The following is an 18,397-nucleotide window of genomic DNA, read 5'->3' on the forward strand; positions in this document are numbered from 1 at the left end:
TTTATGCTCCTGTCAAATTTAGCTTTGATAATCTTTTAAAAAGACTCAGATTAAGCTATACTTTTCTTGCCGAACATGTCCTAAAAAAGGAATCGAAATTTTATCTAAATTGTTTATTTAGGGATGTTTTATATACAAAAAATATTCAACTTTCCAGACATACAAATCTAAAAAAGAGTCCGTCGACCCTTTCGGGAACCGACAGACTCTAATCAATGAAAGGTATGTCTCTATTTTTAATAATCGATCGGCTTCCAGCTAAACGCTCCTTTGAGTGTTGCGGTGTGCCTTCCGGTAATATCTTTTATTTTGACTTCTTCTTGCTTCAAATCTTTAGATGAGGCTACAAAGTCCCAAGCACAAACCAAGTTAGGATCATTTGGATTCACAGCATTATCTCCTTGCGACGATTTTTTAATTTCATCAGAAGTCTTAGCTGATTTCCATATTCTCATATACTTGATACTTCCTGAAAAATACTCCATCCTATCTCCATTTTCCTTCAATCGGCAAAAAGCAGTCATAGGTATTTTAGCATTTTTATAATTCGCATAATTGTAAGCCCAGTGGCGAACATCCTGCCCTAAACGGATAGATTCACCTTTTCTTTCTCCATTATAATACATCCGGAATCTTTCATCCTGATCTTCGTTCGGAAGTCCATCTTCGGCATATACAATTGCAAAGTGCATCCACTTCTGATAGCCCAACCTAGGAGCACCATAGTTGGGCTCCCAAAGCTTAATATTACCATTATCGGAATATGTAATGCTGGCTCTTATCAAATCATTATTATCTCCATTATGATAGCGGGAATAGACCCTCCACCCACCCCAAGGGGAATCGTTACATGCCGACAAATAGGTACTATTATCTTCATACGGATTGTTACAATATTCATCGATTCGAACCCACAATTCTATTGTAAATGCAGCATGTTGATTTGTTCCAAAATTTGCAAATTCTTCTTTATACCCAAAATCAATATATCCTCCCTTGTTGCCATCTACGTATAAATTATATATCACTTCCTCTTTGTGCTTCGTATCTTGAAAACTATCAATAGCGTCATTCGCTCTCCTGATTGCCTCTGTTGCCATTTCATCTATCAATTGCACCTGTCCTAAAACGACATTATCAATCAATGTTTTTAACTCTCCAATGACATTAGTTAATATGGATTTACTCTCTTGAGGATAAGTACCGGCCTCATCACCATATACAGAGGTTGTGAGCAAGGTTTCCAACTCTATAACCGTATTCTTCAGTCGCTGAAGACTGCGTTCTTCCTCAGACACATTTACCATGATAGAATTTTTGAATTCTTTCAATGCAGTATCAGCTTTAATCAAAGCAACATTTACTTCTTCCTGATTAGTATTCTCGTTTTTTACCAATTTATCAATAAACATATTTAAATCTGCTATTGCAGTCTCTAAAATAGATTTACTTTTTTCGGGATAAGTACCAAGAACAGTTCCGTATTCTGAATTATCCAATATATATTGCACTTCTCCTCTCTTCGCTTCTAGTTGAGAAATATAAATGGTATTATTTGTTTTGTCATCATCTGAACAACTATACGAAATACTCAATATACAACATATAATTGTAATAAACATTCCTGTTTTTTTCATAATATTTTCATTAAGTAATTATTACTGTTGAGTACTCCACTCTGTGTTTTGCACCAATTCTTTATCAATATCAATGTCTTTTTGAGGTATAGGGAAAAAGTACATTTTATTTTCAAATATTCTATTCTCAAACCATGTTCTTTTATAGAAGTTTGCCCCATTTGCATTTACATTCATTCCACAAAGCGGCATATTTTCTGTTTTATCTGCAATACACCACCGACGGACATCGAAATAACGGCTATTTTCAAATGCTAATTCGATTCGTCTTTCTGTTCGGATTGCTTCTCGCATCGCATCTTGACCAGCTGGTATAGGTATCTGATCTACACCCGTCCCATAGGTTGGAATACCGGCTCTTTCTCTTATCAGATTCAAATAAAGTAATATGTCTGAATTGCCTGGTTCGCATTCGTTTAGTGCTTCGGCATAGTTCAGATATACTTGAGCTAAACGTAACAATATACAAATAGCGTTTCCACTACTCCAAGCGCCTAACGGTGCATTTTTTCGGACAGTATATCCTGTGGGAGGACACTCGCCATTATGTAGTCCTGAGTTACCATCGTAACTAAAGTCTGTAAAAAATTCACCTTCCTCTGTATTCAACCATTTTTGTCCTGAGAATGTAATATCTGCATAAAAACGAGGCTCTCTATTAGCCCAAGCTTTTGATATTCCCTTAGGTGCTAATTCGATACCGGTTATAGGATCGTAGTAAATAGCATCTGTAAATCCAGAATCTTCATATCCTGCTTCCGGATTGATAACAGGTGTAATCCCATCCGATTGGTAACCTAATATAGGTTGCTTACCATTTGCCATAAAGTAGGCATCGACTATTTGTTGAGATGCACCCAAACCTCCCGACGCTCTATAACCACCACTAGGTGCACCACTGTTACGAGGAGTACGATCATACTGCATTGCATTGTTATCTACACTTATCCGATAAAAGATCATTTCTTTATTCGTAAATTCACCACCTCTGACCGCATCTCTATATGACTGATAAGCATTTAACTTTCCGTTTATATATACTCTATTCAAATCATAAGTTGTCGGTACAAATTTGTCTATAAAATCTTTGGACGCTTTAGCTGCTCTTTGCCACTTGTTGCGGATAGTGGTTTCAGAATTATCAGTCGGAAAAAGTTTTGTTCCATTTTTATTCTCTAAATTCGCAAAAAACGAACTCTTCCCATTATACAGATCACTTGCGGCAAATTGTAATACCTCTGCCTTAAATGCCATCACAATGCCATTATCTATCCGACCATAGTTAGATGCAATAGTCTTATCCGGAAGTGATTCGCTCTTTAGCACTTTGTCAAATTCACCTACTATATAGTCAACGCATTCTTCAACTGTATTTCTAGGCAACTGAACTTCTTCGAACGGCGCGTCTACATTTATTGGTGTATCTTGCAATATCGGAATCGGACCATAGATACGAAGCAGATAGAAATAATACATAGCACGCACAGCTCTGGCTTCCTCAATCCATTGTGCCAACAACTTAGCCTCCAACTCTCTACATTCAGGAGCACCTGCTATAAACTGAGACGCTGTACTAATACCAATATAGTATTTTCGCCAATACTCTCCTACCATTGATGTCTTAGGCGTTAGAGTATTGTTGTTAATCAGATGCGATGCCGGAAAATTCCAGAAATATTCTGCCTCATCACTTCCAGCCGTCCAAGCACCGGGAGTGGAACTACCTTCGGATGGAAAACGTTGATGAAATTCATCAGGAATATATGAATATACTGTTGCCAGAGCTCTTTCTGTCGAAGCTTTTGTTTCGAAAAGATCTTTGTAAGTTAATCTGTCTGTTGGCATCTGATCGAAAAAATCGGAACAAGAAGTAAAGCAGAATGTAGCCAACAACAAGCCAAATATGATATTTTTTTTCATAATAGTTTGTTTAAAAATTAAAGTTAATACCCAGTGTGTAAGTCGAAACATTAGGATATGATGTTCCATTGTTTGTATTCAACTCAGGATCCCACAACTTGAATTTACTTATCGTAAATATATTGGTACCCATAGCATATACAGAAGCATTATTCAAGAACACACTGTTCGTCCATTTTTTAGGTAATCTATATGTAATTTGCAGCGACTTTAATCGCAAGAAACTAATATCCTTTTTCCACCATGTGCTAGTTTGAAAATTATTTATATTCTTATCTGCACCGTATGCCAATCGTGGATAGAACACGTCTTGACTAGGATTTTCTTCTGTCCAGCGATCGGTTATATTCGAGTAAAGATTACCTTCGCCTCCCGAACCCGAAAATGGCTGTATTCCCAAGCCGTTCAAAAATCTATCGGCCTGTGCTGTTCCTTGAAACAGAGTGCTTAAAGAGATATTTTTATATTGTATATTGAACCCAAAACCATATACGATAGCAGGCACATCGCCTCTTCCTATTTTAGCTTCATCGTATGTATCAATCTGCCCGTCTCCATTCAGATCTCGATACTTAATATCTCCTGCTTGCACTGTGCCAAATTGCGATGGAAAAGGGCGGGCTGTATTTGCCTTCTCTGCCTCAGATAAAGCCTCCCATGTATTGATCTGATCTATTTCAGATTGGGTATACAGGCCATCAGCAATCAACCCCCATGTTGCGAGAGTGTTATATCCTCTTCTGTTCATCCAAGAATACATTTGTTCCGGTTGATCGTTTTCTATTACTTTATTTTGAGCATAAGTGAAATTGCCACGAAGAGTTAAGAGTAAATCTTTGTTTACCTGCTTGTTATATTCTAAATCAAGTTCTATTCCTTTATTATCTACAATACCTAGATTACCTACAGGTGTAGATGTTATTCCGATGAAGCTCGGAACAGCTCCCCTGTCTAAAAAAATTCCCTTACGACGCTCTTGATACAGATCTAATACTAATGATATATCATCGTTCATAAATTTTATATCAAAACCTAAATCTTGCTTATGGGACTTCTCCCATGATACATCTACAGCTTCATTAAGCACATTATACCCATCGACATTGCGTCTGTCATTTCCCCATGTATAGCCTCTGTCGCCATTATATTCTAATGATTCGAGATATAAAAAACGTTTTGGTGTAGCCTGATTCCCTATAAATCCATTTGTGTATCTAATTTTGAAAAATGATACGACATTACGAATCGGCTGCCAGAATGCTTCGTTAGATGGCACCCAACCCAAGCCAAAGGCAGGGAAGGTTCCATAGCGTTTCGATGGTGAAAAGTTTTCGGAACCATTGTAACCAACATTAAATTCTCCAAAATATTTATCTGCCCATGAGTATGTTGCGCGACCGGCAATCCCTCTCGATCTGTAAGGCAATCCCTGAAGAATAGTGGTGTTCTTAAAAGTCTCCACCTTATCTTCCTGATTATAAAGAATCAAGGCTCCAACACGATGTTCTCCAAATGCTCGGGAGTAATTTAACGATGCTTCTAAATAGCTTTTTCGGTTTCCCTCGCTATTGACACTATATCCAAGATTCTTGGAACCTTCGTAAGTTTGTACTAAGATGGGGTTACCATTCTTGTCATACGGATTGTTCTTATCTGCCCAATAGTAAGTAGATTCTGCCTTAGATTGATCTACTGTGCGAGAGTTGTAGGTATCAAAAGCAAACATTCCGGAGATATTCAACCCTTCGGTCAAAAATTTAAGATCTTGGGTAAGTCTCAGATTTGAATATATTTGGCTATTAGTGGTAGTCTTAAATCCTCGCTTTGTTGCTCCAACATAGGGATTATTGAATCCTCCATTAGGCTGATCGTATGGAATATAATCTTTACCATCTATATTAAACATCAAGGGCAGGGCAACCGGCGAGGTTGTCATTGCTACCCTAAATATATCACTTGTAGATTCGTGCGGACTCCTTCCTTCGCCCAAATAGCCTGAAGCTCCGATGTCTAACTTGGTAGTGGATGTTACATTGATATTTAGGTTCGTTGTAAAATTATATCTGTTATATCCTATCTGAGAATTGTAAGATTCATTATTATCCTTTTTTATCAATCCTTTTTCGTCATAGTAACTTACTGATGCATAATAATTGGCACTTTGCCCCCCTCCCCGAACATTTACATTTGCTCTACGATTATGCCCTATATCATTAAATACTTCGTCCATCCAATTGACATTAGGATATAATAACCGATCTGTTCCAAGCCTGGTATTCAATATTTCCGTTTCGGAATACAGTCTGGCTGATCCATTGTTTTTCCTTGCTTCATTTACAGCCTCCATATATATAGTTCCATCTGCTAGTTTCGGTATTTTGGTCAAACGACTTATTCCTTCATAATAGTCGACGCTAACCGATGGCTTTCCTGATAATCCGGGCTTAGTTTTAATCAATATAACTCCATTGGCCCCTCTTACACCGTACACAGCTGTTGCTGATGCATCTTTTAATATAGTTAAAGACTCAATATCCTCAGGATCAATATTATTGAATGACCGCTCTACTCCATCGACCAACACCAATGGATTTGAATTACCCATAGTAGATATTCCCCGAATCCAAATATCAGCATTATCCTTACCAGGCTCCCCTGTACGTTGTACAGCTACTACACCTGCAAGACGTCCTACTAATGAAGTACTTAAACTTGCTGTTGGCTGTTTCATGTCGGCCAGTTTCATTGTCGATTGCGAACCGATTGTACTAATACGGCGCTGGCTTCCATACCCTACCACAACAACTTCTTCCAAATCTGTTTTCGATTCTTTGAGCACAATGTCAATAATATTACTACTATTACCAACCATTACGGTTTGAGTATCAAACCCTATGTATGAAAAAGTTATAGTAGAACGTTTACTTGCAACCTTTAAGGTATATACTCCATTTACATCTGTAACTGTTCCATTAGTGGTTCCTGTTTCTATCACACCAACACCGATAAGCAATTCCCCCTTTTCGTCAACTACGCGCCCAGTCACAGTTTCTCCCGATTGGGCATAAGCCAGGAGATTGATACATAGTAAAGCCAACACCAAGATCAGCTTAGTTATTTTATTCTTCATATTATAATTCTTTTAAGGTCCGTTATTTCTGGATCAATGGTAGATTAACAGCTATGGACATAGCTGTTGATGTTCCCCATGGATCTGTAGCATAATGTTCATCTCTGGAGCTACCCTTGTAAATAAAATCTTCTGAGGATTTTACAGTCCAATCAGTCCAAATAATTCCTTTAGTATTTTTATTATTGTAAGCCTGTAGGGCATTTGCCTCCATCCAATCTATATAAGCAGTATTGTCGAAATTGGTTACAAACTGGCGCATATATCTCATTAGTATCCCTTTGAATCCAGGACGATCTCTGTCCGAATTTTCATCGACCGTATACATAATTCCATTTTTGTCACTGAAGTGCTTCACTGTGTATTCAGCTGTTTTCAGGGCATTTTCTTTGTAAAAATCGTTATGGAAATGATTATAAAGCATAATCGAAGCTCCTATAAAAGTTCCCTGATTGTAAGTCGAAGCCCATTTCCAAGGTGAGAAATTATCTGTGGTAACACAATCATAAACCATTCCACTTGTAGATTCGTAAAGGTATAACGATTGTTTTTCATACACGCCTTTTGCTTTTTCATAATAGGATTCGTCTCCTGTAGCCTGTGCCAAATAGCAGGCAGCCACAACAGCCGGAGAGTTAATACATGAGTTTGTCTTTAAGCGTTCTTCTGGTTTTTCACACCATCTAAGACTCCCTTCCGGCATCAATGCTCTATCATACATTTGGGTAAAATTTTCGACTGCTACAGCCAAATATTCCTTATCTCCAAACAAGAGATTGGCACGCACGCACGCTATAATCATCCATGTTATATCATCGTTAAATTGGTTGTATAGCCAATTTTTTCCATTTTCGGCAACAAAATTGATATACAATTGATGAAACATCTCTTTATACGTATTATCGTATGTGGTTTCGTATGCATCTAGTAATATCTCAAACATTTCTGAATCTTGCCAAACATGGCTATCATCTGCCAAACGAGCTGCGTTGCTGAGGGTATAACCTGTATTTTGTGCTTTCTTGTAATACTGATTTTTCCATGCTCTCACTATCTCATCTCGCATAGTGGCTGTAAAACGATTTGGAACTTCGGATACTCTCTCAAGTTTCCATTTTTGTATTCCTTGTCCCTCTCCTTCCCGCTTGATATATGATTTTAATTCCGTGCCATCAGCAAGAGTTTCACCGTCAACACCAACTTCAAGATAAAGCTGATTTTCGCTAGCTAATAATGCAGGGCTGATATGATATGTTCCTTCTCCAGATTCAGATATCAACCACTTGTAGTTGTATGAATCTTCTTTCTCGTATTGCCTTATATTAGCACCTAATGATACGGGATTCTGAATATGCAAAGATTGTCCTGTGTATACATTCGTCAGGTAATAGTATTTCCCCGATTCATCTTTATTCAAACGCCAGCGTTGAGCGTTTACACCTGTTTCTTCCCAAGCCACAATTGAAGCCCCTTCGGATAAAGAAGCCTGATCGACCGAGATGCTTTTGTTTGCGTCCAAGTAAGGAGTAATTTTATATACTGCACCTGAAATTAAGCCAGATGCTTGGGGGGCTTCGGACAGAAATGCCTCGTCGGTGGCAGAGCAGCTCATAAAGGTTGTTAGAGCAATCCAAACACAAAAAATAGTTCTCTTCATTTTCATACTTATTTAAGTTTAACAAAAATCTTATTCGTTTAAAGGCTGCGCCGAAGGTGGTACATTTTCAGCTTTTGTGCCCCACGAGTGGGAGGCCTTATCACCCATCACCAACTCCAGCTTACCTCCATTTTTTATATCATCGTGACTAAACCATGGTTTGTCCCATAACTTTCCGTTAAGTTTGGCTGATTGTATATATTTATTATCATCAGATGCATTGTGAGCAATAATTTCAAATATTGCTCCATTTCCCAGATCAATCTTTATATTTTCGAATATGGGTGATCCTATATTATAGGAGGGTGATCCAGGGGTAACAGGATAAAAACCCATAGACGAAAAGACTACGAAAGCACTCATTCCACCACCATCTTCATCGCCCGGCACTCCCATCAGGTCATTGCGAAACCATTGATTAAGTAAGGTTCTGATTCGTTTTTGAGTCATCCACGGTTGTCCTGCATAATTATATAAGTAAGGAATATGCAGGCTCGGTTCATTAGCCATCGAAAATTGTCCAACGTTGCCGGTATGGTCAGGAAGGTGGGAATAGAAGTCAAATTTCGATTGACCAAGTGGTTCTCTAAATGTTTGATTGAGGTTGTTAATAAAATTATCTGCTCCTCCCATCAGATTAATCAAATCGGCCGGATTGTGTTGTACATCCCATCTATAGATCCATCCATTATTCTCTCCATAATAATTACGCGCTCCCATACCTCCGGAATAGCGATAATCGAAAGGTTCGATAAAATCTCCCTTACTATCGCGAGGATGAAAAAAACCTGTCTTTTTATTATACACATTACGATAAGAGTAACTCATTTTCATAAATCGGTCATAGTCTTCTTTATGTCCTAAAGACTGAGCTATTTGAGCCAGACACCAATTATCATAACTGTTACCCAATATTACAGATATTGATTGACGCCTTTCATAACTATGAACTTCAGAACATGTTTCTTCTTCATTTTCGCGAAGAGATGGGAAATAGCCATGTTCCTGATAAAATATATCTAATTCGGTTAGTGAATCTTTTTTCCACGGCAAAAGAGTTTTTTCCGTAATTGCCCCGCGACATGAATGATAGGCTTGAGACAAATTGAAATCGGTCAATCCCTTGCAATAGGCATCCCAGATGGTTGCGACTGCGTGATTTCCGTTCATTCTGTGGCTATCGCCCGTTACCTCCGGAAATGTGGGCATCCATTGATGTGGGGATTGCTGTGCCATACGGATAAAAGAACGTATCATATCTATTTCTTTCTTTGGTTCGATAAGTATGCGCAACGGATGGGTAGCACGGTATGTATCCCAAATCCAGTCATCTGTATAGAAAGGAGTTCCTCCGTCTGTATGGATCTGACCATCGAATGCACTAAAATAGCGTCCATCTTCTGAAATATTTATCATGCGTTCGTAAGTACGATACAAAGAGGTATAGAATACGTTTTTTTGATCTTCTGTTCCTCCTTTAACCTGAATCTTATTTAATGTTTTATTCCAGATCTCCCGTCCTGCACGGGAGATATCGTCAACGTTATATGTTTGTATTTCTCTTTCCAAGTTCTTCTGAGCTTGTTCTATGCTGATAAAGGAAATTCCATAACGAAGTGTTACCTTCTTTTCAGTGCCTAAATCAAGAACAAGTGCAGCATTCTCGCCATCAGCTTTATTTTGACTAAAATCAGGAGCTTCTTCTCCTGTCACTTTTCCTACTTTAAAAGAAGGTTTATCTAATTCTCCATACATGTATATAAAGGTCTTGTCATCTAAATATTGACAGCCTTTTATTTTGTTGTTTTCAGAAGCAACGTAACCATTACGAGAGTTAATAACCAAGAAGTTATTTTCTGCTTTTTTGTATGTAAATGAATATATCCCTGATTGATATGAAGGTGCAAACTCTACCTGTATTTCATCTTCATCTAAAAAGACACTATAGCGGTGCGGTGTTATCTTTTCGAGATCGTAAGAATAGTTTTTGACGGGAAAGATATGAGCCTGATTTCCCTGCAATGGACTTAAACTGAAAGCTGATGCTCCACGATGACTGGTAACTGCCACAGGTAGCCCATAAAGAAGATCGGAGGTAGCGTCACTTCGTTCAGGATACACACGTAACATTGCATTGGGTAAATGTACAGTCGGATAGGTGGGAACAAGTAAATGACTGATGTTTCCGATATACGGATTAACATAATCTACTAATTCTTTTTTTGTAGATCTTTGCTGACAAAACATAGATGTTAGTACAAAACAGCAAAGGCTGCCCAATAAAATAAGTCTTTTATTATGTGTTTTTTTCATGGTTAATAGAACCTATTATTTTATGAAGCCGAAAGTAATATTGCTTCATTAATCAAAGATTAACCACGACTTAATAAGCATTAATTATAAATGCTAGAAAGAGATTAATTAAAGGATATAAACCTGGTTATGAGAAGATTGTATTAATTAATAAGTAAATAAATATTTTTAGAATTGTTTTTTGAAACGAAGTAAGAACTAACTCCTTTTTATAATATCTGAATATTCCATTTCGGGTTTTGTACCAAGTATCCGAGTATATTCTTCACAGAAATTCTCGTAACATTGTTTTGAAAGTCCTTTTTTTCCTAAATAGTGTAAAGCGTAACATTTATATTGAATAGCATTTTCATCTAACGAATCTGAACTCAATATTATTTCGGCAAGTTTCAAGAGTAACATTAATTCACTTTTTACTTCGGGTAGTTTGATTGATTCGAGAAGTATATCTGATAAAAGAATTGAGTAATCTTCTTTAAATCTATCGATCCACTCTTCTGTAATATCGGGTAAGAGTTCTCCTTTTTGTCCTAATTCTGAGATTCTGTTTAATGTAGTTAATAATGAAGGTACTTTGCTTTTTACTTCGGCATTTGCTTTCTTCAATAGGTCTATCATTTCAATATAGTCGCATGAGACAGATGTATCCATCGTCAGATGCCAATAACCATTTTTATGATTAATATTAATATTTCCTATATCCTTCAATAATAGTCTGAGCTTACTTAAATTTACATTTCTATTATTCATTGCATTACTTTTATCCATTCCGAACCAGAAGGTCTCTATCAACTGATCCGAAGTAATACCATTTGTATCTTTGTAAGAATATAATAGCATATACAGGAAGAGATGACGCAGTATTTGTGTAAAGCCCGTAGTTATATCAACTCCCTTTGTATTAACAATTTGAAATCCTCCTAATAGACGGATTGAAGAGTTCTGGATCTTTACTTGGTCATCAGAGGAATATAATATCAGTTCAAACTCTTTTTTTTTCTTATTCCTTTTTTTAAGATACAGGGTACTACTAATAAGAATGATAAGTATAATAAATAAAATAAAAATATTTATATAGATATTTGTCGAGCTGTCCGATGGGGATAGATCTGAAGAATTTTGTATAACATCATCTATTTGAATTGCAGGAGATTTCAGACCATACAATTCAACTTTTGAGTTTATTGCTCCGTCTTGATAAATGAGAGCAGCAATAAATTGAGAGGTTGCTTCATTGTAGAACAACGTACAATATGATTCTGTATCATGAAATAAAAATGGTATAGAATCTGCTAATAATTTTCTGTTAGGTGCAGTAATGTCGAACTGATTAAGTTTCAGATATGAATGTGCACGATCATTGTCAAACGATAGTACGTAAAAAGATTTTTTCTCTTTCCCTATCACAATAGAATTACCAAAAACCTCTGATCTATCGTTTGAAAACTCCCAAAGCTTTTTGCTCAACATCTGATCAGTATCTATAATATGTAGATCGTAGAAATTTTTAGGAGTTTCCTCTTGCTTCCCTGATTTACTCCCATACCCTCCCAATAATAATATTTTGCCATCCCCCAAATAGCCCATACTTGTCATATAGCGTGGTTCTATAGTTTGCGAAAAGTCAGTCTTTTGCCATCCTACAGAATCTTTATTATGCTTAAATAATATGGCGTTATATTGATAGAACCCATAACCACCAAAGGCAATTAACTCTTTTTTCTCGGGAATATAACAGCTACTTTGATGTAAGTATGATAGAAAAACATTCGGAATATTTAGTTCCCACTTATTTTTTTGAAAATTATAGCTATTAAGTATATCTCTTTCGGGAGTGTATGATATCAAAAGATTATCTATCGAGTCATAGATTAGACTTGAAACTGTAGAATTGTATGGCTGTCCACTACTTGTAATTGTTTTTATTAATTTACCATTACTAATAGAATAGGTATAAATGGTATCTTTAAGGATCGCAAATATTCCTCCATCATTTTTTTTCTGATAAGGTGCTATTCGTCCATTAGTACCATGTAAGTAAAACGAAGTTAGTTTTTCCCATTTTATATGTTGGTCTATTTCCCATACTCCATTGTGTATACTTGCCCTTGCATTTTCTAAGGCATCGTAAACATTGGCTTCACCATGTTTAGACAGACTCCACTCTCGCAGAGATTTTCCTTTTATTGTTGTTACTTTTATATTGCGTAGATTCATCGGTGCAACATCTGTACTTTTAAAAGACTTAATATTATTTAGCCCAAAAACTATTTGAACGCTACTCAACAGTGGAAGATTTGTAGAAACACTCTGCTTCGTTCCGTTTAGAGTCCAGGCAACTTTTTGTTCTTCATAATTTATTTCTAGACTTACATGTAACCAATCGCCTTCTTGATAGTGAGATACTGTATGCAGATCATTCAGGTTCATCAGTTGATGATTACCTTTCATTAAAGATAATTGATTTTTATTCCAGCCTTTATTTGCTAATAAATCGATATTTAGCGTATCATTCAATATAATACGAGCTACATATCCATAATTATGTTTCTCACTCCTCAAAAGAACCTCAAAATCGAGAATACCTCCTTTTTTCAGATTTATTGGTTTATCTGGTGTAAGATTTAAAGATGTGCGTTCTTCCGGAATGACAGTATGAGCCCGAAAATAAAGCCCAGTATGTAACTCCGAAGATAAAATGGTAGAACTTAAAGTGCTGGATGGTAATAATATATAAAATAACTGTAGAATAATAAGTAGTACTCTCATTTTAGCATAGATATCAGAATCTTCATAAGAATAAATTAGACTCTATAAATGTAATTGTTATAATCTTATTTACCCTATTCTTTTACTCTATATCTTTTTCGTTCCGGATAAAATTTTCAATATCGGTGCAAATAACATGTGCAAAGTATGTCGGAGCAAGCTCTTTTTGTTTTCGGATTATATATGTCAACTTCTATCTCAATAGAAGTACAGAATATAAGTCAGCTCACCGATGCAGGATTTTATGCGGTCTATTGTTATAAAGAAACGTATAACAAAAGCAGATATAAGGTATACCATACCAAAGGTCTGAAATCAAAATTTGACTGGTGACTCGATGAATTCGATCGCATGCGAAAGGTCGGATACATAAGATAGGTTTGAGGGTACAGATCGAGCTCGAAGACTCGCGTACCAATGCTACGATGATGGCTCTTCATCTGCTATATCTGCAGAAAACATACAGGCAAACGAAGTATTCTACATTTTTTTCTCGTATACGTCCGCATGAAGAGGTAGATTTTCAACAGAATGCTGTCATTACGGATAAACAATTGGCGCAGATCATTCGCTAAAATAGCGAAAATGTGCTTTTTCTCCGTAAATCAAGAGTACCGCATCACGAATTTCTTCACTGTATGAAAGAATCGGCATATTGATGAATGAGAAAGGCGAGGTTACATTCCAACCATTATTAAAATTGAGTGAACGTTTGTGATAATCTCGTTTAGTTTTGTAATAATCGTAATAATTTTTCACAAAGGAAGGTGCATCTTCGGGCACCGGATCTGTCACACCACCGGCAAGAGCATATAATATGTCGTTCTTGTAATCGATGGTATGTTGAGCATTGAGTCTTTGGCGAAGTTCATACCTTGCATCCCCATCCACAGATACCGAGGATTCCGATACGTTCCGAATCTACATCGTCGCGTGTAGAAAAGAAATCAACCGTAGCACTGAAGCCTTCTGACTTTACTACGTAAGGTAAAACTTGAAAGATGGAATCAATCCTTCCAAATAGTTGGTGGGAATGATAAAGAAGTAGTAGAAATCAACGAATTTATCAATGTTGTTTGCAGGGTGTCAATCCAAATTATTGTCTCGTAATATTCCTGTAACTGTAGAAACTGTGAAAGATTTGTTCATAGGTAAGATTAAGGATAGAAATACAACATTGGTAACTCTTTATCAAGAATATAATGAGGAATATGAAGCTATGTACAAAGTTCTCTCAATAACTTATACTACGTATTAGAAGCACACAACAACATTAAAGCATCTCCAATCTTATCTAAAAGAAAATATAATCGAACTGATATTCAGATGAATGAAATAAATCTTTTATAGATGGTTTTTCGAATTATATAAGAACCAATCTGAAAATTCAGAATAATACTTCTGTGAACTATATGAAAACCTAAGACAAATTTTTCTTAGAGCATTTAATGACGGTGTTGTTGATAGGAATCCATTTTCAAGTGTAAAGCTTCATATTGAAGCTGTTGATATTGATTTTTTAACGATGAGAGAAATTAAGGTTATCTACAATAAGGATTGTCATTGAGATAGATTAAATCAAGTGAAAGATATATTAATTTTTGCTGCTATATAAATCTCGCAGTAGTATAGTAAAGGGAATAAATATAAGTTAAATGATTAATAATCAGAAAGAAGGGTCTTTGTGTGTCTTTTAGTGGCAAGAAGGTAAAATACAGTTTTCTGTAGATTTATGCATCTGTCCTGCTTCTAATACATTACCCTTTTTCAGCGAAGCAAAACACAGCAATTAAATGGCTCGAACTATCTGTATTTAAGTATCTTTTATTGCATCTTTCATTCTTCAAATGACTCACATAGATAGTAATTTTATAAACTTAAAATGTGAGTGTTATGACAAACAATCTGAAAGTATCCTTTTATCTCAAAAGAGAAGGCAAAAGTAGAAAATCCGTATCTAATCCCTATACTGTTTATCCAATAGTCGGCAAAATCATTATTGGGAATAGTATCGCCCAATTCAGTTCCAAGCTATCTGTTCCTGAACGGCTTTGGAATGTTAAATCAGGTTGTACAATCGGTAAAAGCCGTGTTGCGATAGAACTGAACCGAGAGATTAATCTCTTCATTGCTCTGCTGCTGAAAGTTGCATGGATAGCCTTCGCAACTTGGTTACTCATCCTCAAATGAGGAAGAAGGATATATACGCATCTATTATAATCTAGAGGCTATTATCTTCTTAAGTTTTCGTATTCAATCCTCATATATAAAACCATTTCGGGAATAGGTGTTAAATGCTTTTTGTGAATATGGAAAGGGTAAAACTAAACCTGAAGTAATTATACTATTCAATACTAACATGGGAAAGATCTCACTAAATACTCTGAATTGATATGGAATTACAGATTATTCAAAACCTAGATAACAAAAAAGTGATCGATTTCTTTTGACTACTTGTGGAAATAACTCCTCTTTCTTGTTTCTTAGAATACTGCTTCATTCTAATTTAGAAAATTATACCATCTTCTTTCAATAGCTTAAAAACTTTTAATACACCGGGAACCTGAATAGGTTCTTGCTTATACATTTCTAAGTCAAAATATTTCACTGCAGCAATTTCATGGCTTGGCTGTATCTTTTCCGTTAAATTGTATCGAAAAGTATCCTGTTCCATTATCAATTCAGGACTTTCTCCGTATGCTGGAGCTGAAATATGTTTGTATTCTTCGATTTTATCGGGTTGTAAGTCAATGTTTAATTCTTCCTGAATTTCTCTGATAAGCGCATCTTTGGAAGTTTCTCCTTTATCTACTTTTCCACCTGGTAAGTACCATGCATTCTTATTATTACTGTATGCTAAAAGCAATTGATTGTTTTTTGTTACTACCAATCCTGCTGTTAATAATTTCATTATTATACTTTAATTTATTGTAACCCAATGGGGCAAAACATCTTTGTTTTGACTTAATAGCATTCTTATTGTACTTCTCTATAAAATTCAGTAATATATTCTTCCATAAATGAATGCCGTTTTGCTGCTATCAGTTTAGCAGATTCAGTATTCATCAGATCCTTTAGTTTAAACAGTTTATCATAAAAGTGTTGAATACTTGACTTCTCTTTCTCCTTTTCATCCGGGCTATACAGAATACGATTCTTACTGCCACCATAAGCAAAGCATCTGGCTATACCTATTGCTCCAATAGCATCCAATCTATCCGCATCCTGAACAATTTCGGCTTCTATCGATGATGGTTTATTTCCTTTACTGAAAGAAACCTGAGAAACAATTTTGACGACTCTGTCTATAGTAGATCGATCAACAAGTAAGGATTTAAGAAAAGCATTGATTAACTCTTCAGATTTATCCAAACCATTATGAAGCTTATGATCCCCTAAATCATGTAACCAAGCTGCTAGTTCAACCAGAAAGCTATCAGCCTGTTCTGTTTGTAAAATTTTTCGGGAATTGATTACCACTCGTTCTATATGGTAATAGTCATGTCCCGTTCCTTCTTTTAGAAAAGTTTCTTTTATATATTCTTGAGCTTTTATAAGGATATTTTCTTTATTCATTCTATTGCCTATTGAAAAATCTCCATTATGGTAAATTCACACTCTTTAGATTGATATTTATTAATCAAAGGAACAAGTCTCCTGAAATGCTCTGTTTGGCAATGTCTATCCAATGCGTCGTGATCCGGCCACTCTTCAATGAAGATAAAGTGAGTTTTATCGTCCTGATCTATATAAAGGTTGTATTCGATACATTCTTTTTCCAATTTGGTCCTAGTAACCAATTCAGTATAAAAAGGTTTTACTATTTCCAGATACTCTTCTTTAATAAAATCTTCGGCTATAACTTTTATCATTCTTATTTATCTCCCAGTAATTAATATTTAAAGTGATTTCTTTTTGTACAACAAAGATAAATAGGAATTACCAGATTCAAATATTCTTTAAGAATCATATAAGATCATTTATTCTAAAAATTAAGGATCAATGAACGCCCATTTTTGAAAATACATTCACAACAACGACTCCTGCAACAATAAGCCCAATACCTATGATAGCCGACACATCAGGTGTTTGCTTAAAGAAGACAGCTCCGATCACGGTTATTAATACAATTCCCAGACCGCCCCATATTCCATAGGCAATACCTACAGGCATAGTCTTTAATGACAGGCTCAAAAAATAAAAGGTAATGAGATAAGCAATTATTGATACGACCGAAGGTGTAAGTTTTGTAAACTGTTCCGACATCTTTAACATCGAGGTGCCCAGTGTCTCGAAAATAATAGCAACCAATAAGAATATAAAGCCTTTCATTTTAATCATATTTATAAATGAAGAGCAAAGGTAAAGAATCGGAATTTTATAGAATTTACCTTATGGTAATTAATCAATTGTGCGGCGTATTCTGCTTAACGATTGAGGGGTAATATCCAGATAAGAGGCTATTTCGCCTAATGATACCCGTTGAAGAAGTTCAGGATATTGTTTCATAAGACGTTTGTATTGTTCTTTCTTATCAAGACCATAATAGTCTGCCCAGAATATCTCGGTTTCGAATATGACATTCTCTGCCATCTCTCTTGTAAAATTGGCAAAAGCAAGAGATTCTCCGCATAAAGATCCTAGTTGCGATCTTAAGACTCTCCACAATATACAGTCGGTAACAGTATCTATTGTTATTTTAGATATACCGGGTTTTGTTAATCCGGAGGATGAGATAGGCGTCCCTCCTTCGGGAACAATCCACAAAGTGATTTCCCGTCCATCTCTGGAAATAAAGCTGCGAATAAGTCCACTCTCAACGAAATAGATATAATAGTCCATCGTATCAGCCCTCTGTATTATTTCTTTCTTCGAATATGTTACCTGTTCCATATGAGAAATAAGTAGCTCACTATTCTTTTTAGAAAGATTGTATTTTGATTCAAGTACCTCTTTAATTTGCATTTACTT

Annotated in this window: 14 protein-coding genes and 1 pseudogene; 3 read left to right on the forward strand and 12 right to left on the reverse strand. The window is 35.9% G+C overall.

The window, feature by feature from the left end; genetic code table 11:
* Window positions 1-236 precede the first annotated feature (236 nt).
* The 6 genes from BGC7_RS10055 to BGC7_RS10080 form a co-directional block, all read right to left on the reverse strand.
* Window positions 237-1,637, reverse strand: coding sequence for a DUF4972 domain-containing protein (locus BGC7_RS10055; RefSeq protein ID WP_050701464.1), 1,401 nt, complete (start codon window positions 1,635-1,637; stop codon window positions 237-239).
* Between the two features lie 21 nt (window positions 1,638-1,658).
* Window positions 1,659-3,557 carry a RagB/SusD family nutrient uptake outer membrane protein gene (locus BGC7_RS10060; RefSeq protein WP_050701465.1) on the reverse strand — a complete coding sequence of 633 codons (1,899 nt, stop codon included), beginning with the start codon at window positions 3,555-3,557 and terminating at the stop codon, window positions 1,659-1,661.
* Between the two features lie 10 nt (window positions 3,558-3,567).
* Window positions 3,568-6,687 (reverse strand): SusC/RagA family TonB-linked outer membrane protein, encoded by a 3,120-nt coding sequence (locus BGC7_RS10065; protein WP_050701466.1) that lies wholly within the window; start codon window positions 6,685-6,687, stop codon window positions 3,568-3,570.
* 22 nt (window positions 6,688-6,709) lie between these two features.
* Window positions 6,710-8,344 carry a glycoside hydrolase family 76 protein gene (locus BGC7_RS10070; RefSeq protein ID WP_185112973.1) on the reverse strand — a complete coding sequence of 545 codons (1,635 nt, stop codon included), beginning with the start codon at window positions 8,342-8,344 and terminating at the stop codon, window positions 6,710-6,712.
* A gap of 30 nt (window positions 8,345-8,374) precedes the next feature.
* Complete coding sequence (locus tag BGC7_RS10075) at window positions 8,375-10,657, reverse strand: GH92 family glycosyl hydrolase (RefSeq protein ID WP_050701468.1); 2,283 nt, start codon at window positions 10,655-10,657, stop codon at window positions 8,375-8,377.
* Window positions 10,658-10,855: 198 nt separating this feature from the next.
* Window positions 10,856-13,426 (reverse strand): hypothetical protein, encoded by a 2,571-nt coding sequence (locus tag BGC7_RS10080; protein WP_050701469.1) that lies wholly within the window; start codon window positions 13,424-13,426, stop codon window positions 10,856-10,858.
* A gap of 147 nt (window positions 13,427-13,573) precedes the next feature.
* Here BGC7_RS10080 and BGC7_RS18045 point away from each other — a divergent pair, with 147 nt between their 5' ends.
* Together BGC7_RS18045 and BGC7_RS17875 are read left to right on the forward strand one after the other, a co-directional pair.
* Window positions 13,574-13,759 (forward strand): hypothetical protein, encoded by a 186-nt coding sequence (locus tag BGC7_RS18045; protein WP_050701470.1) that lies wholly within the window; start codon window positions 13,574-13,576, stop codon window positions 13,757-13,759.
* A gap of 47 nt (window positions 13,760-13,806) precedes the next feature.
* Window positions 13,807-14,001, forward strand: a complete 195-nt coding sequence (locus BGC7_RS17875) for a hypothetical protein (RefSeq protein ID WP_157258695.1) — start codon at window positions 13,807-13,809, stop codon at window positions 13,999-14,001.
* On the opposite strand, the pseudogene BGC7_RS10090 reads toward BGC7_RS17875, so the two are convergent.
* A pseudogene (locus BGC7_RS10090) lies at window positions 13,991-14,405 on the reverse strand (alpha/beta hydrolase); the annotation flags it as partial. The gene BGC7_RS17875 and the pseudogene BGC7_RS10090 overlap by 11 nt on opposite strands.
* A 914-nt stretch (window positions 14,406-15,319) precedes the next feature.
* Between BGC7_RS10090 and BGC7_RS10100 the strand changes: the two are divergent.
* On the forward strand, window positions 15,320-15,616 hold the full coding sequence (locus BGC7_RS10100; protein ID WP_050701473.1) for a hypothetical protein: 297 nt from the start codon (window positions 15,320-15,322) through the stop codon (window positions 15,614-15,616).
* Window positions 15,617-15,932: 316 nt separating this feature from the next.
* On the opposite strand, the gene BGC7_RS10105 is transcribed toward BGC7_RS10100, so the two are convergent.
* From BGC7_RS10105 to BGC7_RS10125, 5 genes are all read right to left on the reverse strand, one after another.
* The gene (locus tag BGC7_RS10105; RefSeq protein WP_087880067.1) at window positions 15,933-16,337 is read right to left on the reverse strand and encodes an NUDIX hydrolase; all 405 of its coding nucleotides are present in this window, start codon (window positions 16,335-16,337) and stop codon (window positions 15,933-15,935) included.
* Window positions 16,338-16,402: 65 nt separating this feature from the next.
* A complete protein-coding gene (locus BGC7_RS10110; protein ID WP_050701475.1) occupies window positions 16,403-17,002 on the reverse strand; it encodes an HD domain-containing protein in 600 nt (199 codons plus the stop codon).
* Window positions 17,003-17,010: 8 nt separating this feature from the next.
* Complete coding sequence (locus BGC7_RS10115) at window positions 17,011-17,298, reverse strand: putative quinol monooxygenase (RefSeq protein WP_050701476.1); 288 nt, start codon at window positions 17,296-17,298, stop codon at window positions 17,011-17,013.
* A gap of 127 nt (window positions 17,299-17,425) precedes the next feature.
* Window positions 17,426-17,758: a DMT family transporter gene (locus BGC7_RS10120; protein WP_050701477.1), complete on the reverse strand. Its 333-nt coding sequence runs from the start codon at window positions 17,756-17,758 to the stop codon at window positions 17,426-17,428.
* A gap of 69 nt (window positions 17,759-17,827) precedes the next feature.
* A complete protein-coding gene (locus BGC7_RS10125) occupies window positions 17,828-18,391 on the reverse strand; it encodes a Crp/Fnr family transcriptional regulator (RefSeq protein ID WP_050701478.1) in 564 nt (187 codons plus the stop codon).
* Between the last annotated feature and the right edge of the window lie 6 nt (window positions 18,392-18,397).

Source organism: Dysgonomonas sp. BGC7 (genome assembly GCF_001261735.1).
Lineage (GTDB): Bacteria > Bacteroidota > Bacteroidia > Bacteroidales > Dysgonomonadaceae > Dysgonomonas.